This window comes from Halobacillus sp. Cin3 (assembly GCF_947311855.1).
Taxonomy (GTDB): Bacteria; Bacillota; Bacilli; order Bacillales; family Halobacillaceae; genus Halobacillus; species Halobacillus kuroshimensis.
Map to the genome: position 1 here is coordinate 450,178 of NZ_CAMZMV010000001.1, position 23,335 is coordinate 473,512.

The 23,335-nt window shown below is 46.1% G+C and carries 23 protein-coding genes; 15 read left to right on the forward strand and 8 right to left on the reverse strand.

Annotated elements, in window-relative coordinates; translation table 11 throughout:
* The first annotated feature begins 10 nt into the window (after positions 1–10).
* The 4 genes from QMA39_RS02525 to QMA39_RS02540 all read left to right on the forward strand — a co-directional run bounded on the left by QMA39_RS02525 (position 11) and on the right by QMA39_RS02540 (position 5,592).
* Complete coding sequence (locus QMA39_RS02525; RefSeq protein ID WP_281657919.1) at positions 11–1,822, forward strand: ABC transporter ATP-binding protein; 1,812 nt, start codon at positions 11–13, stop codon at positions 1,820–1,822.
* A gap of 247 nt (positions 1,823–2,069) precedes the next feature.
* The gene (locus tag QMA39_RS02530) at positions 2,070–3,431 is read left to right on the forward strand and encodes a cytochrome ubiquinol oxidase subunit I (protein WP_281657920.1); all 1,362 of its coding nucleotides are present in this window, start codon (positions 2,070–2,072) and stop codon (positions 3,429–3,431) included.
* Positions 3,428–4,441 carry a cytochrome d ubiquinol oxidase subunit II gene (locus QMA39_RS02535; RefSeq protein ID WP_281657921.1) on the forward strand — a complete coding sequence of 338 codons (1,014 nt, stop codon included), beginning with the start codon at positions 3,428–3,430 and terminating at the stop codon, positions 4,439–4,441. The genes QMA39_RS02530 and QMA39_RS02535 overlap by 4 nt, the downstream gene beginning before the upstream one ends.
* A gap of 485 nt (positions 4,442–4,926) precedes the next feature.
* Positions 4,927–5,592: a TrkA family potassium uptake protein gene (locus tag QMA39_RS02540; RefSeq protein ID WP_027954042.1), complete on the forward strand. Its 666-nt coding sequence runs from the start codon at positions 4,927–4,929 to the stop codon at positions 5,590–5,592.
* Between the two features lie 107 nt (positions 5,593–5,699).
* Here QMA39_RS02540 and QMA39_RS02545 read toward each other — a convergent pair whose 3' ends face one another.
* From QMA39_RS02545 to QMA39_RS02555, 3 genes are all read right to left on the reverse strand, one after another.
* Entirely contained in the window at positions 5,700–5,843 is a 144-nt protein-coding gene (locus QMA39_RS02545) for a hypothetical protein (RefSeq protein WP_281657922.1), read from the reverse strand.
* Positions 5,844–5,906: 63 nt separating this feature from the next.
* Positions 5,907–6,308, reverse strand: coding sequence for a M67 family metallopeptidase (locus QMA39_RS02550; protein WP_281657923.1), 402 nt, complete (start codon positions 6,306–6,308; stop codon positions 5,907–5,909).
* Complete coding sequence (locus QMA39_RS02555) at positions 6,308–7,393, reverse strand: hypothetical protein (protein ID WP_281657924.1); 1,086 nt, start codon at positions 7,391–7,393, stop codon at positions 6,308–6,310. The genes QMA39_RS02550 and QMA39_RS02555 overlap by 1 nt, the downstream gene beginning before the upstream one ends.
* A gap of 324 nt (positions 7,394–7,717) precedes the next feature.
* Here QMA39_RS02555 and QMA39_RS02560 point away from each other — a divergent pair, with 324 nt between their 5' ends.
* The 4 genes from QMA39_RS02560 (at position 7,718) to QMA39_RS02575 (ending at position 11,105) form a co-directional block, all read left to right on the forward strand.
* Positions 7,718–8,389: a hypothetical protein gene (locus QMA39_RS02560; protein WP_281657925.1), complete on the forward strand. Its 672-nt coding sequence runs from the start codon at positions 7,718–7,720 to the stop codon at positions 8,387–8,389.
* Between the two features lie 66 nt (positions 8,390–8,455).
* Positions 8,456–8,995 (forward strand): hypothetical protein, encoded by a 540-nt coding sequence (locus QMA39_RS02565; RefSeq protein ID WP_281657926.1) that lies wholly within the window; start codon positions 8,456–8,458, stop codon positions 8,993–8,995.
* Positions 8,995–9,273 (forward strand): hypothetical protein, encoded by a 279-nt coding sequence (locus QMA39_RS02570; protein ID WP_281657927.1) that lies wholly within the window; start codon positions 8,995–8,997, stop codon positions 9,271–9,273. Before QMA39_RS02565 ends, QMA39_RS02570 begins: the two co-directional genes overlap by 1 nt.
* Before the next feature lie 110 nt (positions 9,274–9,383).
* Entirely contained in the window at positions 9,384–11,105 is a 1,722-nt protein-coding gene (locus QMA39_RS02575; RefSeq protein ID WP_206932452.1) for a pyruvate oxidase, read from the forward strand.
* 46 nt (positions 11,106–11,151) lie between these two features.
* Here the strand turns inward: QMA39_RS02575 and rnjA are convergent, their stop codons facing one another.
* Positions 11,152–12,819: a ribonuclease J1 gene (gene rnjA / locus QMA39_RS02580; RefSeq protein WP_027954048.1), complete on the reverse strand. Its 1,668-nt coding sequence runs from the start codon at positions 12,817–12,819 to the stop codon at positions 11,152–11,154.
* A 3-nt stretch (positions 12,820–12,822) separates the two neighbouring features.
* Complete coding sequence (locus QMA39_RS02585; RefSeq protein ID WP_027954049.1) at positions 12,823–13,032, reverse strand: DNA-directed RNA polymerase subunit epsilon; 210 nt, start codon at positions 13,030–13,032, stop codon at positions 12,823–12,825.
* A 437-nt stretch (positions 13,033–13,469) separates the two neighbouring features.
* Here QMA39_RS02585 and QMA39_RS02590 point away from each other — a divergent pair, with 437 nt between their 5' ends.
* Complete coding sequence (locus QMA39_RS02590; RefSeq protein ID WP_027954050.1) at positions 13,470–14,246, forward strand: Cof-type HAD-IIB family hydrolase; 777 nt, start codon at positions 13,470–13,472, stop codon at positions 14,244–14,246.
* Positions 14,247–14,286: 40 nt separating this feature from the next.
* Here the strand turns inward: QMA39_RS02590 and def are convergent, their stop codons facing one another.
* On the reverse strand, positions 14,287–14,841 hold the full coding sequence (gene def / locus QMA39_RS02595; RefSeq protein WP_281657928.1) for a peptide deformylase: 555 nt from the start codon (positions 14,839–14,841) through the stop codon (positions 14,287–14,289).
* Between the two features lie 155 nt (positions 14,842–14,996).
* Between def and QMA39_RS02600 the strand changes: the two genes are divergently transcribed.
* The 6 genes from QMA39_RS02600 (at position 14,997) to lpdA (ending at position 21,047) form a co-directional block, all read left to right on the forward strand.
* Entirely contained in the window at positions 14,997–15,692 is a 696-nt protein-coding gene (locus QMA39_RS02600) for a YkyA family protein (RefSeq protein ID WP_281657929.1), read from the forward strand.
* Positions 15,693–15,731: 39 nt separating this feature from the next.
* Positions 15,732–15,887: a hypothetical protein gene (locus QMA39_RS02605; RefSeq protein ID WP_206932453.1), complete on the forward strand. Its 156-nt coding sequence runs from the start codon at positions 15,732–15,734 to the stop codon at positions 15,885–15,887.
* 358 nt (positions 15,888–16,245) lie between these two features.
* Positions 16,246–17,328, forward strand: a complete 1,083-nt coding sequence (gene pdhA, locus QMA39_RS02610; protein WP_027954053.1) for a pyruvate dehydrogenase (acetyl-transferring) E1 component subunit alpha — start codon at positions 16,246–16,248, stop codon at positions 17,326–17,328.
* Positions 17,329–17,331: 3 nt separating this feature from the next.
* Positions 17,332–18,309, forward strand: a complete 978-nt coding sequence (locus QMA39_RS02615) for an alpha-ketoacid dehydrogenase subunit beta (RefSeq protein WP_027954054.1) — start codon at positions 17,332–17,334, stop codon at positions 18,307–18,309.
* 29 nt (positions 18,310–18,338) lie between these two features.
* Complete coding sequence (locus QMA39_RS02620) at positions 18,339–19,634, forward strand: dihydrolipoamide acetyltransferase family protein (protein ID WP_206932454.1); 1,296 nt, start codon at positions 18,339–18,341, stop codon at positions 19,632–19,634.
* 3 nt (positions 19,635–19,637) lie between these two features.
* Entirely contained in the window at positions 19,638–21,047 is a 1,410-nt protein-coding gene (lpdA, locus tag QMA39_RS02625; RefSeq protein ID WP_027954056.1) for a dihydrolipoyl dehydrogenase, read from the forward strand.
* Positions 21,048–21,180: 133 nt separating this feature from the next.
* Here the strand turns inward: lpdA and QMA39_RS02630 are convergent, their stop codons facing one another.
* On the reverse strand, positions 21,181–21,561 hold the full coding sequence (locus tag QMA39_RS02630; RefSeq protein ID WP_027954057.1) for a hypothetical protein: 381 nt from the start codon (positions 21,559–21,561) through the stop codon (positions 21,181–21,183).
* A gap of 200 nt (positions 21,562–21,761) precedes the next feature.
* Complete coding sequence (locus tag QMA39_RS02635; RefSeq protein ID WP_027954058.1) at positions 21,762–23,294, reverse strand: BCCT family transporter; 1,533 nt, start codon at positions 23,292–23,294, stop codon at positions 21,762–21,764.
* Positions 23,295–23,335: the final 41 nt, after the last annotated feature.

Sequence of the window (23,335 nt, forward strand, 5' to 3'; positions counted from 1 at the left end):
GGGACTTTCTATGGCAGAAAAAAATAAACACTTAAACCGTTTCAAATATTCACAGGATCAGGCCATTGAGAAGCCTTTTAACTGGGCACAAATGTGGCGTCTGCTTACATACATCAAGCCGTATACAAAAAATCTACTGCCAATATCCATTATTTCCATGCTGGTTTCCACACTGGTCCGGCTTATTGTACCGATTTTAATTGGTAAGGTGGCTATAGATGCTGCGATTGCAGAAAGAGACAACGGTTTATTGATCCAATTGGTGCTGGGAATCGCAGGCTTGTATGTTCTCAGCTATATCGCCAATGCCCTGAGGATTAAGTATGTCAACATTCTGGGGCAGAACGTGATTTATGATCTACGACAGCATCTGTTTTCCCATGTCCAAAGGCTGTCTCACAAGTTTTTCGATTCGAGATCTGCCGGTTCCATTCTTGTGCGGATTATGAATGATATCAACTCTCTTCAGGAACTGTTTACAAACGGCATTATCAATCTTCTGATGGATATTGTTCTTTTAACAGGGATCATCGCTATTCTGCTGGCGCTCGATCCGAAGCTTGCCCTGGCGATTCTCGTGATCATGCCGCTGATGTTTTATATCTCCACGAAGCTGCGGAGGAATATCCGACGCTCCTGGCAGCAGGTACGAATCCAGCAGTCCAGGCTGAATTCCCACCTGAATGAAAGTCTTCAGGGCATTCGGATTACCCAGTCTTTTACACAGGAGAAGGAAAATAACGAATACTTTGACGGGGTGAACACGGATAACTTTCTCGCCTGGAAGGAAGCGACCAAAAAAAGCGCCATGTTCCGTCCGTTTGTCGAAATGAGCAACGCCATTGGTACGGTGATTCTCGTGTCCTTTGGTGCCTGGTTGATTCTACAGGGAGATATCGAGGTCGGAACGTTTGTATCGTTCGCCTTTTTCCTTGGGATGTTCTGGGAACCCATTTCCAGACTGGGGATGATGTACAACCAGCTTCTTATGGCGATGGCAGCTTCTGAACGGATATTCGAATTCCTTGATGAAGAACCGAATGTAGAAGAGAAGAAAGACGCTGTGGAATTAAAAGAGATGAAAGGGAATATCGAATTCGACCACGTTCAGTTTGCCTACGATTCCAAGCGGATAGCTCTTCATGATATCAACCTTGAGATGAAACAAGGAGAAACGGTGGCCCTTGTTGGACATACGGGATCAGGGAAATCTACGATTGCCAACTTGATCAGCCGTTTTTACGACCCAACCAAAGGTGCCGTCAAAATCGATGGGGTGGATTTGAAGGATGCTTCCATTGATAGCATCAGACAGCAGATCAGTGTCGTTCTTCAGGACACGTTCATTTTTTCGGGAACGATCATGGAAAATATCCGCTTCGGGCGGCCGGATGCTACGGATGAAGAGGTGAAAGAAGCAGCAGAAGTGGTAGGAGCGGATGGTTTTATCCAGCGCTTGAACAACGGCTACGAAACAGAAGTAGAGGAGCGGGGCAATATCCTTTCAGCCGGAGAACGGCAGCTTCTATCCTTTGCCAGGGCCCTGCTTGCCAATCCGAGGATTCTCATTCTCGATGAAGCAACAGCGAGTATAGATACAGAAACCGAACTGAAGATTCAACAGGCATTGAAGAAGCTCCTGAAAGGGAGAACAGCCATTATGATTGCCCACCGCTTATCAACGATCCGGGAAGCTGACAACATTTTCGTGCTCGAGCATGGAAAGATTCTTGAGCAGGGATCTCATGATGAACTTATGGATCAGCACGGCGAATATTATGAACTTGTAAAAGCCCAGTTCCAAATGCTGGATGCAATATAACAAGTTACCCTGTAGAAAATTTCTACAGGGTTTTTTTATTTGAACAGCGTTAGAAAAGAACGGAGGAGGGGAACAGGCAGATAGGTCGACATCACGGATGGTCTGCGGTACGATAAGAATCGAAAAGACTTTGTGAAGTTTGTCACAAAATAGTCATCATCTTGAATACCACAACGGTGTTTTACGTTTTATACTAATCCCAGAACAGATTTTGAGATTATTCCTGGGTAGGAGGGAACGAATTAAGATGTTTGGATTCGAAACCGTCGAAGTGAGTCGTGCGCTCACCGCGATGACACTATTATTTCACGCCATTTTCGCAACACTGGGAGTCGGGGTCCCCGTCCTTGTGTCCATTGCGGAATTCATCGGAATCAAGCGGAAAGATCCGCATTACACCCTGCTTGCCAGGCGGTGGACAAGAGGGTATACGATTACGGTCGCTGTCGGAGTTGTGACAGGGACGGCGATCGGTCTGCAGTTGTCCCTCATCTGGCCGAGCTTCATGAGGCTGGCGGGGAACGTGATTGCACTGCCGTTATTTATGGAAACCTTCGCTTTCTTCTTTGAGGCGATATTCCTTGGGATTTACTTATATACGTGGGACCGGTTCAAGAAGCCGATCTACCACTGGCTGTTGTCCATTCCTGTAGTCATTGGAGGAACGATGTCCGCCTTCTTTATTACAACGGTGAACTCGTTTATGAACACGCCGCAGGGGTTTGAGCTGGAAGAGGGGCGTTTTACATCGGTGGATCCACTTGCTGCGATGTTCAATCCTGCGACACCGACGAAGGTCTTTCACGTCATATCTTCCTCCTATTTAACCGCTGCTGCGGTGCTTGCAGGGATTGCTGCTTTCATCATTCTGATAAAAAAAGGATCCCTCTATCACAAAAAAGCATTAAAACTTACGATGACTGCCACTTTTATCTTTGCCATGCTTACAGCGCTCGCCGGTGATTTATCTGCGAAGTTTCTTGCTGAGCATCAACCCGAGAAGCTCGCTGCCGGGGAATGGCACTTTGAATCCGAAGAAGGCGCCGACCTTGTTGTATTCGGTACGCTGAATGAGAACAATGAAGTCGAAAATGCCATCAGGATCCCCAATGCTTTGAGTTTTCTTGCTCATGGCGATTTCAATGCAGAAGTGGAAGGCCTCGAGGAAACACCTGAGAACGAGCGGCCTCCCTTATGGATACACTATATGTTCGACCTGATGGTATCGATCGGCTTTTACACCCTGGGGATTTCCCTGCTCTTCCTTGTGCTCTGGAAATGGAAGAAAGGAAACCCGTTCCATCCTATCCTCTTGTGGGGAGTGGCAGTGACTGGTCCTTTGACGATGCTCGCGATTGAGTTTGGCTGGATTTATGCCGAAGTGGGGAGACAGCCGTGGATTTTAAGAGGTTTTATGACTGTTGCTGAAGGTTCGACGACATCCCCGTACATCGGCTGGATGTTTGCGCTGTTTGCTGCCGTATACCTTGTGCTCGCTATTGGATGTCTGCTTACGTTACGCAAAATATTCAAAGGCAAACCGGCCGAGCTTGAACTGGAGCACCGCTTTCCGAATACAGCCGCAGCCAGCAGGGAGGGACAGTCATGAGCTATGAAATCATCGGTATATCCGTCCTCTGGTTTTTCCTTTACGGATATTTGATCGTCGCATCTGTGGATTTTGGTGCTGGCTTTTTCGCTTATTATGCAAGAATGACGAAACAGGATCACTTGATTAATCAGCTGATCTCCCGGTACCTCTCCCCGGTATGGGAAGTGACGAATGTTTTCTTCGTCTTTTTCTTCGTCGGTCTTGTCGGGTTCTTCCCTGATATGGCGTATTATTTTGGGCAGTCCCTGTTGATTCCGGGAAGTATTGCGATTGTTCTCATTGCTATACGGGGTTCCTTTTATGCGTTTGAAAACTATGGATCCAAAGATAACTCTCTCTACATGTTCCTTTATGGAGCGACAGGCCTGCTCATTCCGGCCTCCTTATCCACCGCTCTGACAATCTCAGAGGGGGGCTTTATTGAAGAGACGGAAAATGGCGTGCAGCTGCTCTACGGGGAACTGTTCTCAAACCCTTATTCATGGAGTGTCGTTTTTCTCGCCATCGTTTCCGTTCTTTATATCAGCGCGATGTTTTTAACGTATTATGCCCATCGTGCGGGCGACCGACCGGCACTTGAAATTGTCAGGAAGTATGCGCTGTTCTGGAGCTCTCCGACCATCATTGCCAGCTTGACGACATTTATTGCTTTGAGTCAGCAGAATCCAGAGCATTTTCAACGGGCGATTGACTTGTGGTGGGTGTTCGGAATTTCTGTTGGGTTCTTTATAACTGCGCTGTTCCTCGTCTATACCGGAAAGTTTTACGGATGGGCCTTTATCGCCGTGATGCTTCAGTTCTTCGTTGCCTTCTTTGGGTATGGAGCTTCCCATCTACCGTATCTGCTTTATCCGTACGTGACGATTTCCAATGCGGTTACGAATGAATCGATGGCTGTGGCGCTTGTCATTGTCTTCATTGCAGGTCTTCTCCTGCTGATTCCATCGCTGATTCTCCTCATGCGCATGTTCTTGTTTGATGCAGATTATGTGAAGGGAGAAAAATAGCAGGGATTCTTCTCTACTCTTACTGAAGAAAAACGACTTGTTGTCCGCACTTCATCGTGCAAGATCACGTATCACTTATGCGGATGCCAGCCTGACCAAAATAGATATCAATAAAAGGGAAGAACTTCTGTGTAACAGAGGTTCTTCCCTTTTTGTCCTTCAAGATCATAGTGGAAATGAACATGTTCCTTATGCATCCTTTGGTTGACACAGCCTATTCAGACGCCTGCCTCGGGACGCATCATCCACCCGGTAGTCCTTGCACACCTCATTTCCACCGGATCATTCCAAACGTTTGAAAACAGCCGTCATAGGCGGCCGTTTGCAGAATTTGCAGGGTCCAGCCTTCCCTCGGACCCGGCTGAATGGTCGGAGCTTCTGAAGGCAATGGAAGAACAAGTGGTTTCTACTTTTTTGTGTGATGATCACAATTGTGTGATAGAATAAGCATAGATTTTTTACGTGATAGATGGGGGTCGAGAGAGATGAAGAAAGAATTTGCCGTCATTGGTCTTGGACGATTCGGGGGCAGTATATGCCGCGAATTAAGCCGCGAAGGAATGGAAGTGCTGGCGCTTGATCTTGATGAGGATAAGGTCAATGAGTACAGGGATATTGCGTCCCATGCCGTCATTGCGGATTCGACGGATGAAAATGCCCTGAAAGAGCTTGGATTCCGCAACATTGATCATGTCATTGTTGCCATTGGTGACAATATACAGGCCAGCATGCTGACTACTTTGATTCTAAAAGAAATGGGCATCAAAATGATTACGGTCAAAGCCCAGAATGATTACCACGAAAAGATCCTGAACAAAATCGGAGCCGATCAGGTCGTCCACCCGGAACGGGATATGGGGAAAAGGATTGCCCATAACATCATTTCCAACAACATTCTGGACTACATTGAACTTTCTGATGACCACAGTGTCGTTGAGGTAAAAGCTGGCAGTAAAATGAGTGGAAGAACATTGGTGGACCTGGATATCCGAGCCGAATACGGATGTAACGTCGTAGCAATTAAACGGGAAAAAGATGTCATTGTCTCCCCGATGGCTACGGAGGAAATCAGGGAAAGTGATGTCCTGATCGTCATTGGCGCAGACAAGGATATCAGCCGCTTTGAAAAAAATCTTGTTGTTGAGGACTAAACCAGAAGCCCCGGTTCCTATATGGAAGCCGGGGCCTTTATTATAAATATTTATAAATAATAATAAGGACTTGCCGCTCATTGGTCTCATTCGGAGGCGAGATTCAATCAGCTTTTCCTTTTTAAACAGCAGCCCCCTCGTTTAACAGGACGTTCGACTTTATTTTTCGTCGTTTCAATAACGATCGGGGTTGGGGTGTGTTTCATGGTCCGGTTGACCTTAACCAGTCTTTTCCTTCTTTTTTCTTTCATAGCCACCTCTCCTTACACCTTGATACTGTAGTATAAGCACACTATGGAAAAAGGGAAGGGCGCTTAACGCTCCCCGATATGAAATGGGTGCTTTACATAGCGGCCGTCCAATATGGAGTAGCAGGCAGAGCGGGGAGAATGGAATTTGTAGGAGATGATCACCATTTTCACCGTACTGTCCTGGTGACTTTGAAGATCATAAGAGGAGGGCACGGGTGCTGTTCCTGGATGGGTATGATAAACGGCCAGCACCTGCTGCCCTGATTGTTCAATGGCATCAAGGGTGGAAGAAACGATGGTCTTGCTGACAAAAAAACGGTGGGGGGAAGGGCGATCGTTTACAAGCGGCCAGATTTGTTCAACTTTTTCATCGTGACCGGAGATCAGTCCGCAGGCTTCATTCGGCAGGCAGGTATATCCGTGGTCGACCATTTGCTGATATAACCTCTGATCAATCCTCACCATTATCCGTTCCACTTCTGAAAAATGGAAAAGATCGAAGAGAATTCCCGTTTTTTAGCGGGTGTATCCTTCTCTACTAACGTTTCTGACTCAGGATAAACGATTTCCGGCTTTTGCTTCTGGGTAATTTTAGCCTTTTCGATCGAGACAGGGGAGGTGCGTTTCATACCCTTAGAAGTCTGTTGTTCAGGGAGAACGGATTCCTCTGCAGGAATGGACGCGATGGTATGAGCGATGGTTTGCACCAGCGCTTTTTTATTTTCGGGCTCCTTCTGAATCGTGGTTACCGCCGGTGGAGTGTGGGAACTCACGGTCTGGGCGGGTTCTTTATCGTTTTTTTTTGAAGTTGACTTTAAGATGGTATTTTTGACAGGTTCAATAAACGGATGGCGGGACGACCGTTTCTGTCCTCTCCGAGTCGACTCGTGTGAGACGGGGTAGTTTTGCTGGTACTGGCCCGGTTGTGGTGGGTAGTAGGAGGCAGGGTTGGAATAAGGATAAGGCTGCTGTGGAGGGTAATAATCCTGTCTCTGGGCTGGATACATGGGGGAGGAATGCAGCATCGTCTTCAGTCTCCGATACTCTGAAACTTTAGGACCTGCCTGCCCTTTAGCCGGAGTCTCCTGTTCGGCGTATTCCTGTGTCCTCTGCGCCTTCATCTCCGCTTTTAACTGATCAATTTCACTTTTTAACCGGTCATTCTCAGATTGCTGCACTTGTTCCTGTTCACGATCGTCCTGCTGCTCAATAATCACATTCATTTTTTGAATTAAATCTTTTAATTGCAGGCGGTCAAGCTTTTCCTTAATATCTTCCACATCGTCCTTCAATAGATGAACATGTTCACTCAGTTGCTGAACTTGAGCTGTGAGCTGATTCGTTCGCAGCTCAAGCTGCTGGTTGAATTCTTCCATTTTGTTGATAACTCCTTCTAACAATAACTTATAATGAAGCGGTTCTTTTCCCCTGTACCCATCCTCCACCGTCCAGTCACCATTTTCCAGAGAGTGGACCATCTCTTTAAAAAGGTTGATGTTCCATTTTAGGAGCTCCACATGGTCCGGGCCTGTATGGCTGTACTGTCCCATCATTCATCACCCTTACCAGCACAGTATTATAGTATTGATTCGTTCCTGATCCGTGACACATCGGTGAGGTGTTTTATGACACCTGCCTAAGGTTGTGAAACGGCTCTTTTTACATATCAGCCTATGCCCTCCCGGCTGTTGTTATGTGTGGAACATTTCCTTTTGGCTGGACAGACACCATATGAGGTCTCCTGCATGTAATATAGGTGTTCGCACAAAATTGTAAAATCCCACCAAACATCAGCGAATGTACTAGACCCAAGCTTTTTTCCAGACATATGCTACGAATGAAAGAAAAATCTTATTCGGAGGTGTTTGCTAACCATGCAAGCAAAAAATCTTAATGGGGGCCAGGAGCTCCTATGTATCAACACAACAAAAGTTTATGACTGGGTAATCAATGAGGCTTCGTTTGATTTAACAATCGGAGACTTTGATCTTCCCGTCGGTCCTTCAGGAGAACAGCTTGAGTGTGAGGACATTGAAGAAGTCATCTGTACAGTAGAGCCGCGTGAAACCGATCCGATTGAAATCGTCGGACGCGTAGATCAGGAGCTTGTCGTTGACGGAACGCTGTTGACGCTTCAGCTTGTAAACATCCGTAAATACTTTACGGTAACCATTGCTGTAGAATTGACAGCAGAAAATGGTGGGGCAGTTGTAGAAGTAGGAGAAGCAGACTTTGTCCGCTGTGAGCAGGTACTATTGTGTGCGCCGGAAGGAACAGACGTCGAGGTTACTTATACAGATCTTGACTGTTTTGTTTGTAACTTCACGTGTGAAGAAAACGGCACAGCTGGAGATTCCCTTGATGACATCACGGTATCCGTCCGTCTCTGCCAAAGTATCCAATCCACATTTCCAGTAACGCTTGAGCTTATCGCTGAGTTCTGTGAGCCTCGTGACCTGCTTCCAATCCCGCCTTGCCCGGCTCCAACACTGCCACCACAGTGTCCGGTATTGTTCCCAACGGCTGACGATGGTGATAATGCGTAAACCAGCTGCATAAATACAAGAGAGGAAACCCTTCTTCTCTTGTATTTTTTTTGGAGGTGGTATGGTATGGAACGGTTGTTGCAGTTGAAAAAACAGCAGGAGGACCGCATCAAGGACATCCGGAAAAAAGTCACCGCACTGAAGGCAGGACAGCACAGGGCTGTTATCTGCTTTTTTACGTATTCCATCCACGTTTCCCATGATTCCGATCAGGAAAGCATGATGATCGCAAGCTTTCATATACGTAACCTGGGGCATCAGGTGATGCATGAGCCCTACATCTGCCTGAAGATGTCAGAGGATTCCCCATGTCAATTCTCGGGAAAATATGTACATAAAGCTCAAGTCGCAAAAATGAAGGCAGCAGGTGCCTGGCTTCGGATGGATGAAGAACAGGCGAAGAACGAATTCTGGTTAAAACCCCTGGATCAGAATGAGATCGAACCTGGAGGCTCCCTGACTTTCGCGAATTTTCAGCTGAGGTGGAAACCGGAGAAATCCTATGCTTCCATTATGCAGGGATTTGCGTATGGAAAAGGATGGGAATCCGGTGTGCCTTCCTTGAACCAGATGAGTGCAAGTGGTGTGAAAGGGGAGGGAGATTAATGGCGGAAGAAGATGTCCAGAAGTTTATAAAGCACTGGCTTGTTGATAAACTAAAACAGAAAAAGAGTGCCAAGCGGACAGATGACCAAAGTTTTGTTTTTCTGGAGGAAGACTCCTTGAAGCTGCTTTTCCTATACTTGATACAAAAACAGGAGCATAGGGGAGTGCTGGAAAAGTCCCCCCCTATGGACGAGGTGGAACAGTGGATGGGGGATGTATTGGTACAGCTCGAAGAGATTGTGGCCCTTTTTGATGAGGGGGAGGATAGAGAGGAATGAAAGGATCTTGAGAACGGGATGAATCCCCGTTCTTTTTTTGTTTACTGAAGATGCGATAAGGAAATACAAAGGGTAGACGAGAAATTCAGCAAGTTGAAAGGATGAAGCATATGTTTGAAAAACGTACAGGAGCATTACTGACACAGCAGTTGATCGACTGGGGTGTGGATCATGTATACGGCATGCCTGGTGATTCAATAAATGAATTGATTGATGATTTAAGAAAAAGAAAGGACGAGATCGAATTTCTTCAAGTCCGCCACGAGGAGACTGGTGCTCTGTCGGCAGCCGCATATGCGAAGCTTACCGGAAAACTTGGTGTGACAATGGGGATAGCCGGTCCTGGAGCCATCCATCTATTAAATGGACTTTATGATGCGAAGGCTGATGGCGCCCCGGTCCTCGCTATCGTGGGACAGGTACACAGCGAGGAAATTGGAACGGGAGCATTTCAGGAAATTAATCTGGAGCGTATGTTTGATGATGTATCGGTTTTTAATCAACGGGCGGAAACAGAAGAGCAGCTCCCGGATCTGCTGGACCAGGCAGTGAAGGAAGCTTATGCCAATAAGGGTGTTTCTGTATTGATTGTCCCGGATGATTTATTCGCTAAAAAGCAGAGCGATAACACGAGACGGACATCAGGGGAGTTCTTCAAACCTGAAATTTTCCCTCGTCAGGAACATTTAAACGAGGCAAGGAAACTGATTGAGAAGTCGGAAAAACCGTTGATTCTGGCAGGACAGGGAACAAAGTCTTCAGCCAATGAACTGATTGCCTTTGCTGAAACCATCAAAGCGCCGATCATTATGAGCCTGCTCGGAAAAGGGATTATTCCCGATAATCACCCGTATTGTCTCGGACAGCACGGGCAAATTGGTACCAAACCAGCGTATCATGCGATGAAGGAAACCGACCTTCTCATCTTGGTCGGTACCCAGTTTCCATATCGTGACTTTCTCCCGGAACAAGTGAATGCCATTCAGATTGATCGGGAGCCCGCTCACCTTGGGAAGCACTATCCGATTACAACCGGCCTTGCCGGAGACAGCCGGGAAACTCTGCAGGCGCTGACAGACGTGATCGAACCAGTGGAAGAACGCAGCTACCTGTCTTACTATCAGGAAAAGATGAAGGATTGGCGTATTGCTGTACAGGAGGAAAAGAGAAGGGAAGAGGACCCTCTTCACGCTCCACAAGTGATGTATGAATTGGAAAAACATTTGAAGCCGGGAGCAGTCGTTTCCGGAGATGTTGGGAACGTTACCGTATGGCTCACACGCTTCCTTCATCTCGTTAACCAGAAATTCCTTATTTCCGGCTGGCTTGGAACCATGGGGAGTGGACTCCCAGGTGCCATAGCAGCGCAGAAAGCTCATCCGGAAAAGCAGGTGGTCGGAGTATCGGGAGACGGTGGATTTTCGATGGTCATGCATGATTTCGTCACCGCTGTTAAATACGAACTGCCGATTAAAATGGTTGTTCTGAATAACAGTAAGATCGGGATGATCAAGTATGAGCAGGAACAGATGGGACACTTGAATTATGCAACAAACCTTGGTGAAGTGGATTTTGCCAAATTTGCTGAAGCCTGCGGAGCAGAAGGCTACCGTATTGAGTCCTATGAAGAACTTGGGACCAAAATGAAACAGGCATTCCTATCTGATAAACCGGTTCTGATTGATGTAGTCATTGAAGACCAGGCTCCACTTCCAGGGAAAATTGATTACACATCTGCTGTGAATTATTCGAAGTATATCGTCAAGGAATTCTTTGAATCCGGGACGCTGGACCTCCCTGACCTTAAGAAATCCATTCAACGTTTATTTTAATACAACATCAAAAAAGCCCGCTGTCGAGAGACAGCGGGCTTTTTTATTACACTTCCATAATGATTGGAAGAATCATCGGACGACGTTTTGTTTTTTCAAACAGGAACGGCGCGATGGTATCTGTAATTTCATTTTTAATTTCAGACCATTGAGTCGTGCGGCGTTCCATCACTTTTTCAACGTGGGAACTGACGAGCTGCTGGGCCTCTTTGATCAAGTCCTCGGATTCCCTCATGTAGACAAAACCTCGGGAAATGATGTCAGGACCGGAAGCAATCTTAAATTCCTTCATGTTGATACTGACCACAACGATGACAAGCCCTTCTTCAGAAAGGATGCGGCGGTCACGGAGAACGATATTTCCAATATCACCGATGCCGCTTCCGTCTACATAGACAGAGCCGGACGGGATTTTTCCTGCCACAGAGGCTTCTTCCTTGCCTAAGGCAAGCACATCACCGTTATCCATAACGAAGCAGTTCTCTTCCTGAACATCACAGTCCAGACTCAATTTCACATGTTCTTTCAGCATGCGGTATTCACCGTGAATCGGCATAAAGAACTTCGGCTGCATAAGGCGGAGCATGAGCTTCATTTCTTCCTGACTGCCGTGTCCGGATGTGTGGATATCATTCAGTGGTCCGTGAATAACATCGGCACCTGCACGGTACAACTTGTTAATGGTACGGCTGACACTAATTGTGTTTCCAGGGATTGGGGAAGAAGAGAACACAACGGTGTCGCCTGGTTGAATTTGAATCTGACGGTGGGTACCGTTGGCGATTCTTGACAGGGCGGCCATCGGTTCACCTTGGGATCCGGTACAAAGGATGACAACTTCGTTTGCCGGCAGACGATTGATCTGCTGGGCATCAATGAATGTATCCTTAGGGGCACGGATATATCCAAGTTCCTGACCGATGCGGATGGAAGATTCCATACTACGGCCGAATACGGCAACTTTACGGCCATGTTTAATAGCGGCTTCCACGACCTGTTGAAGGCGGTGGATGTTCGACGCGAAGGTCGCAAAAATTAAACGGCCGTCCATACGCGTGAAGATGTCATGGATGCTTTGTCCCACAACACGTTCTGATTTAGTGAAACCAGGAACCTCACTATTGGTACTGTCGGAAAGTAGGGCAAGAACGCCTTCTTTACCGATTTCAGCCATTTTAGCAAGGTTGGCCGGTTCACCTACAGGAGTGAAATCAAATTTGAAGTCACCTGTGTGAACGACGTTGCCTGGTGGTGTTTTTACAACGATTCCATAGGAATCAGGGATGCTGTGTGTCGTCCGGAAAAAGGATACGGACGTTTTGCGGAATTTGATCACGTCTTCTTCCTGAATCGTGTTTAATTTCGCGCTGCGCAGCAGGCCGTGCTCATCCAGTTTATTACGGATTAAGCCGATGGCAAGCTTCCCTGCATAGATTGGAATATTGAGTTCACGCAGAAGGTAGGGAATACCACCGATGTGATCTTCGTGACCGTGCGTGATGAACAAACCTTTGATTTTATCTTGATTCTGCACGAGATAAGTATAATCCGGAATGACATAGTCGATACCGAGCAGTTCGTCTTCCGGGAACTTAATCCCTGCATCAATGAGGATGATTTCGTCTTGGAATTGTACGCCGTATGTGTTTTTACCGATTTCACCGAGGCCTCCAAGGGCAAACACGGCGGTCTGGTCATTTTTCACAAATTTCATCGGTTAAAACTGCTCCAGCCTGAAATCTTCGGATTGCTGCTCATATGCCAGGTGATCCTCATCAAGCACCTGGATATATTCAATATTAAATCCTGCATTTTTTAATTTTTCACGTACTTGTCTTTCGGTTTCCGCTTCCAGGTACATGCTGTCTGTACGTTCGCGGACAGGAACTTCAGTATCAAGCTCCTGATACAATACTTTGAATATCATTACGTTATCGCTCCTAACTAGATATAATTTCCACATTCTTGTCCTCTCATCATCATAGCACGATTCCAGCGTGTATGGTAATGATTCTTGTATGAGCAGGTGGCCGTACACCTGAAACAATGATTTACGCGTATGTCTTCCGCTTCATGAAATTTTTCCAACGTTTTCTAAGCTTTCTTCTCAGACGCTTCATCATTTGCATCCATCCCCTTTATGTTGATGAAGAAAACGCCAAAAACGTTAAACCGCCCAATCCCTGTTATCTCTAGTATAATACGGTTTGTGAAAGAATGAAACATTTACATTTTATATTTTGTCATTATGGTGTGTTTTTCTTCTCAAACCTATCCACTCATGCTACAGTATAGCCAAAGAGCAGGACATGCTATGATAAGAGCGTAGAAATGAAAGAATTTGAATATGCAGGAGGAACGCTTATGGATAAGAAAATTGCCTTTTTTGATATTGATGGAACACTGCTTGACCATGATAAAAAGCTTCCGGAGAAGACGAAAAAAGCGGTTCAGGACCTGAAGGATCAAGGCGTTTACTGTGCCATTGCCACAGGACGTGCTCCTTTTATGTACAAAGAGCTGAGAGAAGAACTTGGAATCGATTCCTATATCAGTTTCAACGGCCAGTATGTTGTTTTTGAAGGGGAGGAAGTCTATACGAACCCCCTCTCAGGGACTGATCTTGAAAAACTGCATGCACATGCAGAGTCCAATGATCATCCGATGGTGTTCATGAACCATGAGGAAATGAGGGCCTCCACACCGGATCATGAAGATATTTCTTCCAGTCTCGGAACATTATACATTGATCATCCTGATGAAGATGCGTCTTTTTATAAAGGAAGAAACATTTATCAGTCCCTTATTTTCTGTGAAGGCGATGAAATTGAAGAGTACAGGGAAGCCTTTCCGGCCTTTGATTATATCCGCTGGCACCCGGTGTCCTGTGATGTGCTTCCCCGTGGAGGGTCGAAGGCAGAGGGGATCAAGAAACTCGTAGAAGCTGCCGGCCTCCGGATGGAGGACACTTTTGCCTTTGGAGATGGATTGAATGATATTGAAATGATCCGGGAAGTCGGAACGGGTGTAGCTATGGGGAATGCCGTTTCCGAAACGAAGGCTGTGAGCGATTTTGTTACGGTTGATGTCGGGGAGGACGGCCTTTCCCACGCGATATATGAACTTGGTTTATTAAAATAATGAAAAGAGCGCCGCTGAGTGATCAGACGGCGCTCTTTTATTAACGATCGGCGGGTGTGGCGTTTTCAGGTTCTTTAAACGGCTGCTCCTGGTCGATGTGATCGTAGAACATCACTCCGTGAAGGTGATCGATTTCGTGTTGAAAGACAATGGATGCGTAATCCTTCAACCGTAGTTTCACATCATTTCCTTCCAAATCTGTCGCTTTTACTGTGATTCTCCGGTACCTTGGGACATACCCGGGCACTTCACGGTCGACAGAAAGACAACCTTCTCCAGTGGATAGATACGTACGCTCCACCGAGTGACTGACTATACGGGGATTGAACAGACCGTAACTGTATAGTTTATCTTTCATATCTGTAAAATGTACGGCCAGCATCCGCTTGTTCACATTAATCTGTGGTGCTGCGAGGCCGACACCGGGACGCAGGCCGTAGCGGCTGCACACCTGTTCATCCTGGCTGTTTTTTAAGTATTGGACCATTTCCTCCAATGTTTTCTTATCTTCTTCGGAAGGAGGGAGGGGTACTTCTTCCGTGACTGTCCTTAAAGCGGGGTGACCCTCGCGGACAATATCGTCCATTGTGATCATGAAACAACATCCTTTCAAGCTTATATCTTCATCTGTATTTCCATTGACAGGGCAGGTGAATCAATTCGGTACTTTTCAATTCCTGCCAATTATTATACTATTGTAGATATGCTTAGTTTACAATAATGTGTCAGGGATTACGAGGGGGAAATGTTGTGCGATTACATACGATGATCGGAGCGCTTGCTGCAGCGGCCTTAGTTATGACAGGCTGTTCCAATCAGGCTCCGGAAGAACAAATTTACGAGCATTTGGAAGAAGCCGTTTCACAGGAAGAAACCTTCCGGGAACAGCAGGAGCCGATGGTTGAACTGGAAGAGCAGGAACAACAGCTTTATGACGAAATCATTGCCTTGGATATGGATCAGTTTGATCAGATCAAAGAAAAATCAGAGGAAGCAGCAGGCATCGTGGAGGAGCGCCGGAACAAGCTGGAGCTCGAAAAAGAAAGCATCGATGCTGCTAAAGCTGAATTTGATGAGATTAAATCTCCTGTAGGAGATCTTGGCGAAGAAAATCAGGAAGCTCAGGAAAAAGCGCAGGAGCTTATTGATGTTATGGAGAAACGATACAGTACATATGAAGAGTTATACAGTGCTTATGACGAGGCACTCACGCTTGATGCGGAATTGTATGAAATGACGCAGAAGGAAGACCTGAAGGAAGAGAACTTGAAATCACAGGTTGAGAAGATTAATGAAAGCTACAATAAGGTCATAGAAAAGAACGAAGTGTTTAACCAGTATACAGATGAATACAACACCTTGAAGAAAGAGCTTTATGAGACAATGGAGCTCGATGTGACCTATGAAGAATCTGGAGAGGACACATCAGAGGAAGAAGCTTCATAACAACAAAAGGCCCGCTTGCACATGTGAGCGGGCCTTTTGTTGTTTTTTTCAATGGGTCTCCATACCTTCCCGTTTTTACACCTGCACACGGGCGTGGAGCGACCGGAGTCTTACGGCCATCCATGCCGGGAAGAAGGACGCTTCACGTACCGCCCAGGGATGCCTGCCTATCAAAGCATCCCATTTGATTATTAAGGGGAAAAAACGTAAGATTAATACAGGCTTAAATTTTGGGTGATACAGTGTGAGGTTTTTTCATCGCAGGATCTGCCGGGTTTCGACTGCTTTGCAGCGGCTCTGTCATCATATAGATATTATCTGCACCGAAGTGATTGACGAATGATGACGAATTGAGCTAAACTACAAAGTGGATTGACATTGTACCATTGAATCTTAGTTAACAATTGTAACAGTTTTAGATATCTTCCCGTCATGATTAATCCATGGACGTGAGGGGTAAAACGTAAAGAGCAAATCGGTACAGTTTTTTTCATAATTGGGAAAGCTACTTACAGCATCCATTTTTAAAATACGAAAGGAAAGGGTGAATGACTTGAAACGAACTCTAGAGAACATTGAAAACCAGTTCGAAACGTTTCAAATCCTTAACGAAGAAGGCGAAATCGTAAACGACGATTTCATGCCTGACCTATCAGATGAAGATTTAAAAGAAATCATGCGCCGTATGGTATATACGCGTATTTTGGACCAGCGTTCTATTGCGCTTAACCGCCAGGGACGTCTTGGTTTCTACGCTCCAACAGCAGGGCAGGAAGCTTCTCAGCTTGGAAGCCAGTTTGCGTTGGAAAAAGAGGACTTTATTCTACCAGGATACCGTGATGTACCACAGTTGATCTGGCACGGTCTTCCACTTCACCAGGCATTCCTGTTCTCCCGTGGACATTTCAAAGGAAATCAAATGCCTGAGGGCGTGAACGCAGTAAGTCCGCAGATTATTATTGGTGCACAAATTACACAAACAGCCGGCGTTGGTCTTGGCTATAAAAAGCGCGGCCAAAACGCTGTAGCGATTACTTATACTGGTGACGGCGGTGCATCCCAGGGTGACTTCTACGAAGGTATCAACTTTGCAGGAGCTTTCGCCGCCCAGGCGATCTTCGTTGTACAGAACAACCGTTTTGCGATCTCTGTACCTGTAGAGAAGCAGTCTGCAGCTCAGACAATTGCTCAAAAAGCAGTTGCTGCTGGTATCGAAGGAATCCAGGTTGATGGAATGGATGTTCTTGCTGTTTACGCGGCTACAAAAGAAGCTCGTGACCGCGCTGTAAACGGTGAAGGCCCTACATTGATTGAGACTCTTACTTACCGTTACGGCCCTCATACAATGGCTGGTGACGATCCTACACGCTACCGTACGGAAGATGAAGACAGCGAGTGGGAGAAGAAAGATCCAATCGTTCGTTTCCGTAAATTCCTCGAGGCTAAAGGCCTTTGGTCTGAAGAGGAAGAAAACGAACTGATCGAAAAAACAAAAGAAGAAATCAAAGCAGCGGTTAAAGAAGCTGACAACACTCCTAAGCAGTCGGTTGCCGATCTTATCGGTATCATGCACGAGGAACTTCCATCCAACCTACAGGAGCAGCTGGAAGAATATAAGGAAAAGGAGTCGAAGTAAATCATGGCACAAATGACAATGATTCAAGCCATCACAGACGCGATGCGCACAGAACTTAAAAATGATGAAAACGTGCTGATCTATGGTGAAGACGTTGGTCAAAACGGCGGAGTATTCCGTGCTACTGAAGGTCTTCAAAAAGAGTTCGGCGAAGATCGTGTATTCGATACACCCCTAGCTGAATCTGGAATCGGCGGTATGTCCATCGGACTTGCCCTCACTGGTTTCCGTCCAGTACCAGAAATTCAATTCTTCGGCTTCGTATATGAAGTCATGGATGCGATCAGCGGCCAAATGGCTCGTTACCGTTACCGTTCCGGTGGTACACGTCCAATGCCGATCACTGTACGTTCTCCATTCGGCGGCGGTGTTCACACGCCTGAACTTCACGCCGACAGCCTTGAAGGTCTAATGGCACAGCAGCCTGGTCTGCGTGTAGTTATTCCATCCAACCCTTACGATGCCAAAGGTCTTTTGATCTCTTCCATCCGTAATAATGATCCAGTTATCTTCCTTGAGCACATGAAGCTCTACCGTTCTTTCCGTGAAGAAGTACCGGAAGAAGAGTACACAGTAGATCTGGACAAAGCAGCAGTTAAGCGTGAAGGTACAGACGTAACACTTGTCGCTTACGGTGCTATGGTTCATTCTTCCCTTAAAGCGGCAGAAGAACTTGAGAAAAATGGAATCAGCGCTGAGGTTCTTGACCTTCGTACGGTTTCCCCAGTGGACTACGAAACAATCCTTGCTTCTGTGAAGAAGACAAACCGTGCCGTTGTTGTGCAGGAAGCACAAAAACAGGCAGGAATTGCTTCCAACATTGTAGCTGAAATCCAGGAAAAAGCGATTCTTCACCTTGAGGCACCAGTCCTGCGTGTAGCTGCACCAGACACGGTTTATGCATTTACTCAAGCGGAAGAAGTATGGCTTCCTAACCACAACACGATCGTTGAAAAAGTCAACGACGTTATGAACTTTTAATTATCTCTAATTACTAGGAGGGAATACCCGTGGCATTTGAATTTAAACTGCCTGATATCGGTGAAGGTATCCACGAAGGTGAAATTGCAAAGTGGTTCGTCAAACCGGGCGACGAAGTAAAAGAAGACGATGTACTCTGTGAAGTACAGAACGACAAAGCCGTTGTTGAAATTCCTTCACAAGTGGATGGTACTGTAAAAGAAATTCACGTTGACGAAGGCGAGACTACAACAGTTGGAACAGTGATCATTACCATTGATGACGGTTCTGAAGACACTGGTTCTTCTGAAGCTCCTCAAGAAGAGAGTAAAGAAGAAGCAGAGGCTCCTAAAGAAGAAAGCAAAGAAGAAAAAACTGAACAGCCGGCTGCAGCTTCTGCAGACGTAGACGAAGACAAGCGTGTCATCGCTATGCCGTCTGTACGTAAGTTTGCCCGCGACAATGATGTTGAAATCCGTCAGGTTCAAGGCTCTGGAAAAAATGGCCGTGTTCTTAAGGAAGATATTGAAAGCTTCATGAACGGTGGACAAGCGGAATCAGCTTCTTCTGAAGCTCCGGCACAGGAAGAGAAACAGGAAGAAGCAGCATCCAGCAAACCGGCAGCACCAGCTGCAGGCGAAGCTTATCCAGAAACTCGTGAGAAGATGAGCGGAATCCGTAAAGCGATCTCCAAAGCTATGGTGAACTCCAAGCATACAGCTCCTCACGTAACATTAATGGACGAAGTGGATGTTTCTGAACTTGTTGCGCACCGTAAGAAATTCAAGAGCGTAGCTGCAGAACAGGATATCAAGCTGACTTACCTTCCATATGTTGTGAAGTCCCTTGTTTCTACACTGAAGAAATTCCCTGTTCTAAATACGTCTATTGACGACAATACAGATGAAATTATTCAGAAACACTACTATAATATTGGTATTGCTGCAGATACAGAAAAAGGTCTGATGGTTCCTGTTGTTAAAGATGCGGATCGTAAGTCTGTATTCTCTATCTCAAGTGAAATCAATGAACTGGCTGTTAAAGCCCGTGATGGTAAACTTTCTGGTGAAGAGATGAAAGGTGCTTCCACAACGATTACGAATATCGGTTCTGCCGGTGGTCAGTGGTTTACACCAGTTATCAACCACCCTGAAGTAGCTATTCTAGGAATCGGCCGTATCGCTGATAAGCCGATCGTACGCGATGGTGAAGTCGTAGTGGCTCCAGTTCTTGCTATTTCCCTAAGCTTTGACCACCGTATTATTGACGGTGCAACAGCTCAGCACGCAATGAACAACATCAAGCGTTTACTGAACGATCCACAACTAATTATGATGGAGGCGTAAAGTATGGTAGTAGGAGATTTCCCAATTGAACTAGACACATTAGTAGTAGGTGCGGGCCCAGGCGGTTATGTTGCTGCCATCCGCGCCGCCCAGACGGGTCAGAAAGTAACCATCGTTGATAAGGGCAACCTTGGCGGTGTCTGCTTGAACGTCGGTTGTGTACCTTCAAAAGCATTGATTCAGGCTGGTCACCGTTATGAGCATGCCAAAGGTGCCGACGACATGGGTATCCAATCTGAAAATACAACAGTTGACTTCTCCAAGGTCCAGGAATGGAAGAGCGGCGTTGTAAACAAACTTACCGGCGGTGTTGAAGGCCTTCTTAAAGGAAATAAAGTAGACATCGTAAAAGGCGAAGTATACTTTGTCGATAAAAACACGGTGCGCGTGATGGATGAGAAAAACTCTCAAACCTACACGTTCAACAATGTGATTATTGCAACAGGATCCCGTCCAATTGAACTTCCAAACTTCAAGTTCTCTGACCGCGTGCTTGATTCTACAGGAGCTCTCTCTCTTCAGGAAGTTCCTAAGAAGCTTGTCGTCATCGGAGGAGGGTACATCGGTACGGAGCTTGGTACAGCTTACGCAAACTTCGATACGGAAGTAACCATCCTTGAAGGTATGAAAGATATCCTTGGCGGATTCGAAAAACAAATGTCTTCCATCGTGAAGAAACGTCTGAAGAAAAAAGGCGTTGCCATCGAAACGAACGCTATGGCTCAGGGTGTTGAAGAAACAGAAAACGGTGTAACCGTAACCTATGAAGTAAAAGGCGAAACGAAAACCGTCGACGCTGATTACGTTCTTGTAACTGTTGGACGCCGTCCGAACACAGATGAAATCGGTCTTGAAGATCTTGGCTTGAACATGACGGATAAAGGTCTGATTGAAATCGACAACCAATGCCGTACAAACCTTGAAAACGTTTATGCCATTGGTGATATCGTAGCAGGGCCTCCACTTGCTCACAAAGCTTCCTACGAAGCGAAAGTGGCTGCTGAAGCTATCGCTGGTGAGAAAACACAGATCGATTACCACGGCATCCCTGCTGTAGTATTCTCTGATCCAGAGCTTGCTTCTGTTGGTTATACAGAGCAGGAAGCTAAAGACGCTGGTTACGAAGTGAAAGCTTCTAAATTCCCGTTTGCAGCTAATGGTCGTGCGCTTTCTCTTAACGACAGTGACGGTTTCTTGAAACTTGTTACACGTAAAGATGATGATCTTGTTATCGGTGCTCAAATTGCTGGTCCGAATGCCAGTGATATGATTGCTGAGCTTGGCCTTGCCATTGAAGCTGGAATGACTGCTGAAGACTTGGCTCTTACAATCCACGCTCACCCTACACTTGGTGAGATTACGATGGAAGCTGCTGAAGTTGCTATCGGTCAACCGATTCACATCACAAAGTAATGATTAAAGTAAAACTGCCGGATTCTTGTCCGGCAGTTTTTTTATTTCCATATAAACGGGGGATCAGCGTCCCCAAACGAAAAGAAGCAGCCCGTCTAGAGCGGCTGCTTCTTTTCGTTTGGATGTATGGTGTTTATGTTCCTGAGAGCACGAGTGCCTCCTCCAGGGTGGATGAAATTCGATTTTCGGTTTCAATACCGGAAAGCCGGGTAATTGTACGGCCTTCCTTTTTGACAACGAGCATAGGGAGAGAAGCCCCTTCAATGTCTTCGACATTGTGGGAATCCGTGGTCGTTTGTTTGAATTGCAGACGGTTGTGATCCTGATGCTCTAATTTCCAATTTAAAAGGGCGGTCATGTAGTTTTCAGCCTTTTCCTCCTGATCCGGATTCGTATAGAGGTACAAATCATAATCATCAGGAGATGTAGAAAGAACCTGGACTTCTTCAGACTGACCGATACAGCCCATTAATAGGAGAAGGACGGTGAAGATCATTAGTTTGTTCGTTTGCATGCAGCTTCTCTCCCTTATCTGAGTTCATGTTCAGTTTAACAGATGAAGAGGCTGGAACCCGGGTTGTTATGGATTTGTCACAGGAATGAAAGCCTGGTGTTTTATAATGAAAAGAGATGTTAAAAAAGGGGAGGTAATCATAAAGAAAGATATTGGATATAAAAATGCCCGGGTGGTTTACCCGGGCATTTTTGTTGAACTTATCGTTTTTTCTTAAGGTCGACTTTCTTCGCTTCTTCCTGGAACGTTTTTAATAGGGAGAAACAGATGAGAATTAAAATGAATGTGAACGGGAAGGCTGCGATAATCGCAGCTGTTTGAAGGGCTCCCAGACCACCCTGCCACAGCAGTACAGCAGCAGCTCCTGCCTGAATGATTCCCCAAGTGAATTTCACCTGGTTTTTAGGGTTCAGGCTTCCATTTGTCGTCTGCATACCAAGAACGAAGGTTGCAGAGTCGGCAGAAGTGATAAAGAAGGTGCTGATTAACAGCAGTCCGATGACACTCATAACAGCTCCAAGCGGAATGTGCTCAAGCATGGAGAATAGAGCAACTTCTGTACCGAGTTCATTAACGTCAGAGATGATATCAACGCCGTCAAAGAATTCCAGAGAGATCGCTGTTCCGCCGAATACGGAGAACCAAAGGGCACCGAAGATCGTTGGAACGAGCAGGACACCAAGAATGAATTCACGGATGGTACGGCCGCGGGATACACGAGCAATGAATGTACCTACGAATGGTGCCCATGAAATCCACCATGCCCAGTAGAAGATCGTCCAGCCCTGAACCCAGGAATTATCCTCGGCAAACGGTGTCAGACGGAAACTCATATAAGGAAGGTCACGGACATAAGAACCGAATGTCGTCGTGAAATAATCCATGATAAAGTTCGTAGGACCTGCAAACAGTAGGAAAACCATTAATGTAATTGCTAGTACGATGTTCGTATTACTCAGGTATTTAATACCCTTGTTCAACCCTGTCATAGCAGAAACCATGAACAATACGGTAACAGCACAAATGATGATCAGCTGCAGCGTAAAGGTGTCCTCAAGTCCATCGATGACAAAAGCAAGACCACTTGAAATCTGCAGGGCACCAAGACCGAGTGATGTAGCGACACCAAAGATTGTGGCAAATACAGCGATAAAGTCCACGATTGTACCGATTGGACCTTTTACTCTCTTTTCACCTAAAACCGGTGTAAGAGCCGCACTGATAACACCAGGAGCATCTTTTCTGAACTTGAAGTATGCAAGGGCAAGAGCAAGTACAGCATAAATGGCCCAAGGGTGGAGCCCCCAGTGGAAGAAGGCATATTTCATTGCAGCCTGGGCCGCTTCTTCACTCATAGGATCCTGTCCTGGAAGTGGCGGCGTGTGGAAATGGGAAAGTGGTTCCGCAGCTCCCCAGAATACAAGACCAATCCCCATACCTGCACTAAACAGCATCGCAAACCATGTAATGTATGGGTATTCCGGCTCGTCGTCAGGCTTACCAAGCTTCAGCTTTCCGAATTTAGAAAAGACGAGGAAGATCGCAAAGATTAAGAAGCCTGTAGCAGATAATAGATAAAACCATCCGAATTTATCGGTTAGAAATCCCTGAATTGTAGATGTAACGTTGCTTAAGTTCCACGTGGGAAGGGTGGATTCAGGAATAACACCCCATCCAATGAATAATATTGCAGCGACAACTGAGATATAAAACACTTTCGTCACTTGATTCATGAAGAAAATCCCTCCTAATAAGTATTATGTTTGATTCCCCT

What these genes read in the sequence shown, in the direction of transcription:
- QMA39_RS02525 (WP_281657919.1), top strand. Translation starts at nt 11, where the DNA reads ATGGCAGAAAAAAATAAACACTTAAACCGTTTCAAATATTCACAGGAT.
- QMA39_RS02530 (WP_281657920.1), top strand. Translation starts at nt 2,070, where the DNA reads ATGTTTGGATTCGAAACCGTCGAAGTGAGTCGTGCGCTCACCGCGATG.
- QMA39_RS02535 (WP_281657921.1), top strand. Translation starts at nt 3,428, where the DNA reads ATGAGCTATGAAATCATCGGTATATCCGTCCTCTGGTTTTTCCTTTAC.
- QMA39_RS02540 (WP_027954042.1), top strand. Translation starts at nt 4,927, where the DNA reads ATGAAGAAAGAATTTGCCGTCATTGGTCTTGGACGATTCGGGGGCAGT.
- QMA39_RS02545 (WP_281657922.1), bottom strand. Translation starts at nt 5,843, where the DNA reads ATGAAAGAAAAAAGAAGGAAAAGACTGGTTAAGGTCAACCGGACCATG.
- QMA39_RS02550 (WP_281657923.1), bottom strand. Translation starts at nt 6,308, where the DNA reads ATGGTGAGGATTGATCAGAGGTTATATCAGCAAATGGTCGACCACGGA.
- QMA39_RS02555 (WP_281657924.1), bottom strand. Translation starts at nt 7,393, where the DNA reads ATGGGACAGTACAGCCATACAGGCCCGGACCATGTGGAGCTCCTAAAA.
- QMA39_RS02560 (WP_281657925.1), top strand. Translation starts at nt 7,718, where the DNA reads ATGCAAGCAAAAAATCTTAATGGGGGCCAGGAGCTCCTATGTATCAAC.
- QMA39_RS02565 (WP_281657926.1), top strand. Translation starts at nt 8,456, where the DNA reads ATGGAACGGTTGTTGCAGTTGAAAAAACAGCAGGAGGACCGCATCAAG.
- QMA39_RS02570 (WP_281657927.1), top strand. Translation starts at nt 8,995, where the DNA reads ATGGCGGAAGAAGATGTCCAGAAGTTTATAAAGCACTGGCTTGTTGAT.
- QMA39_RS02575 (WP_206932452.1), top strand. Translation starts at nt 9,384, where the DNA reads ATGTTTGAAAAACGTACAGGAGCATTACTGACACAGCAGTTGATCGAC.
- rnjA (WP_027954048.1), bottom strand. Translation starts at nt 12,819, where the DNA reads ATGAAATTTGTGAAAAATGACCAGACCGCCGTGTTTGCCCTTGGAGGC.
- QMA39_RS02585 (WP_027954049.1), bottom strand. Translation starts at nt 13,032, where the DNA reads ATGATATTCAAAGTATTGTATCAGGAGCTTGATACTGAAGTTCCTGTC.
- QMA39_RS02590 (WP_027954050.1), top strand. Translation starts at nt 13,470, where the DNA reads ATGGATAAGAAAATTGCCTTTTTTGATATTGATGGAACACTGCTTGAC.
- def (WP_281657928.1), bottom strand. Translation starts at nt 14,841, where the DNA reads ATGATCACAATGGACGATATTGTCCGCGAGGGTCACCCCGCTTTAAGG.
- QMA39_RS02615 (WP_027954054.1), top strand. Translation starts at nt 17,332, where the DNA reads ATGGCACAAATGACAATGATTCAAGCCATCACAGACGCGATGCGCACA.
- lpdA (WP_027954056.1), top strand. Translation starts at nt 19,638, where the DNA reads ATGGTAGTAGGAGATTTCCCAATTGAACTAGACACATTAGTAGTAGGT.
- QMA39_RS02630 (WP_027954057.1), bottom strand. Translation starts at nt 21,561, where the DNA reads ATGCAAACGAACAAACTAATGATCTTCACCGTCCTTCTCCTATTAATG.
- QMA39_RS02635 (WP_027954058.1), bottom strand. Translation starts at nt 23,294, where the DNA reads ATGAATCAAGTGACGAAAGTGTTTTATATCTCAGTTGTCGCTGCAATA.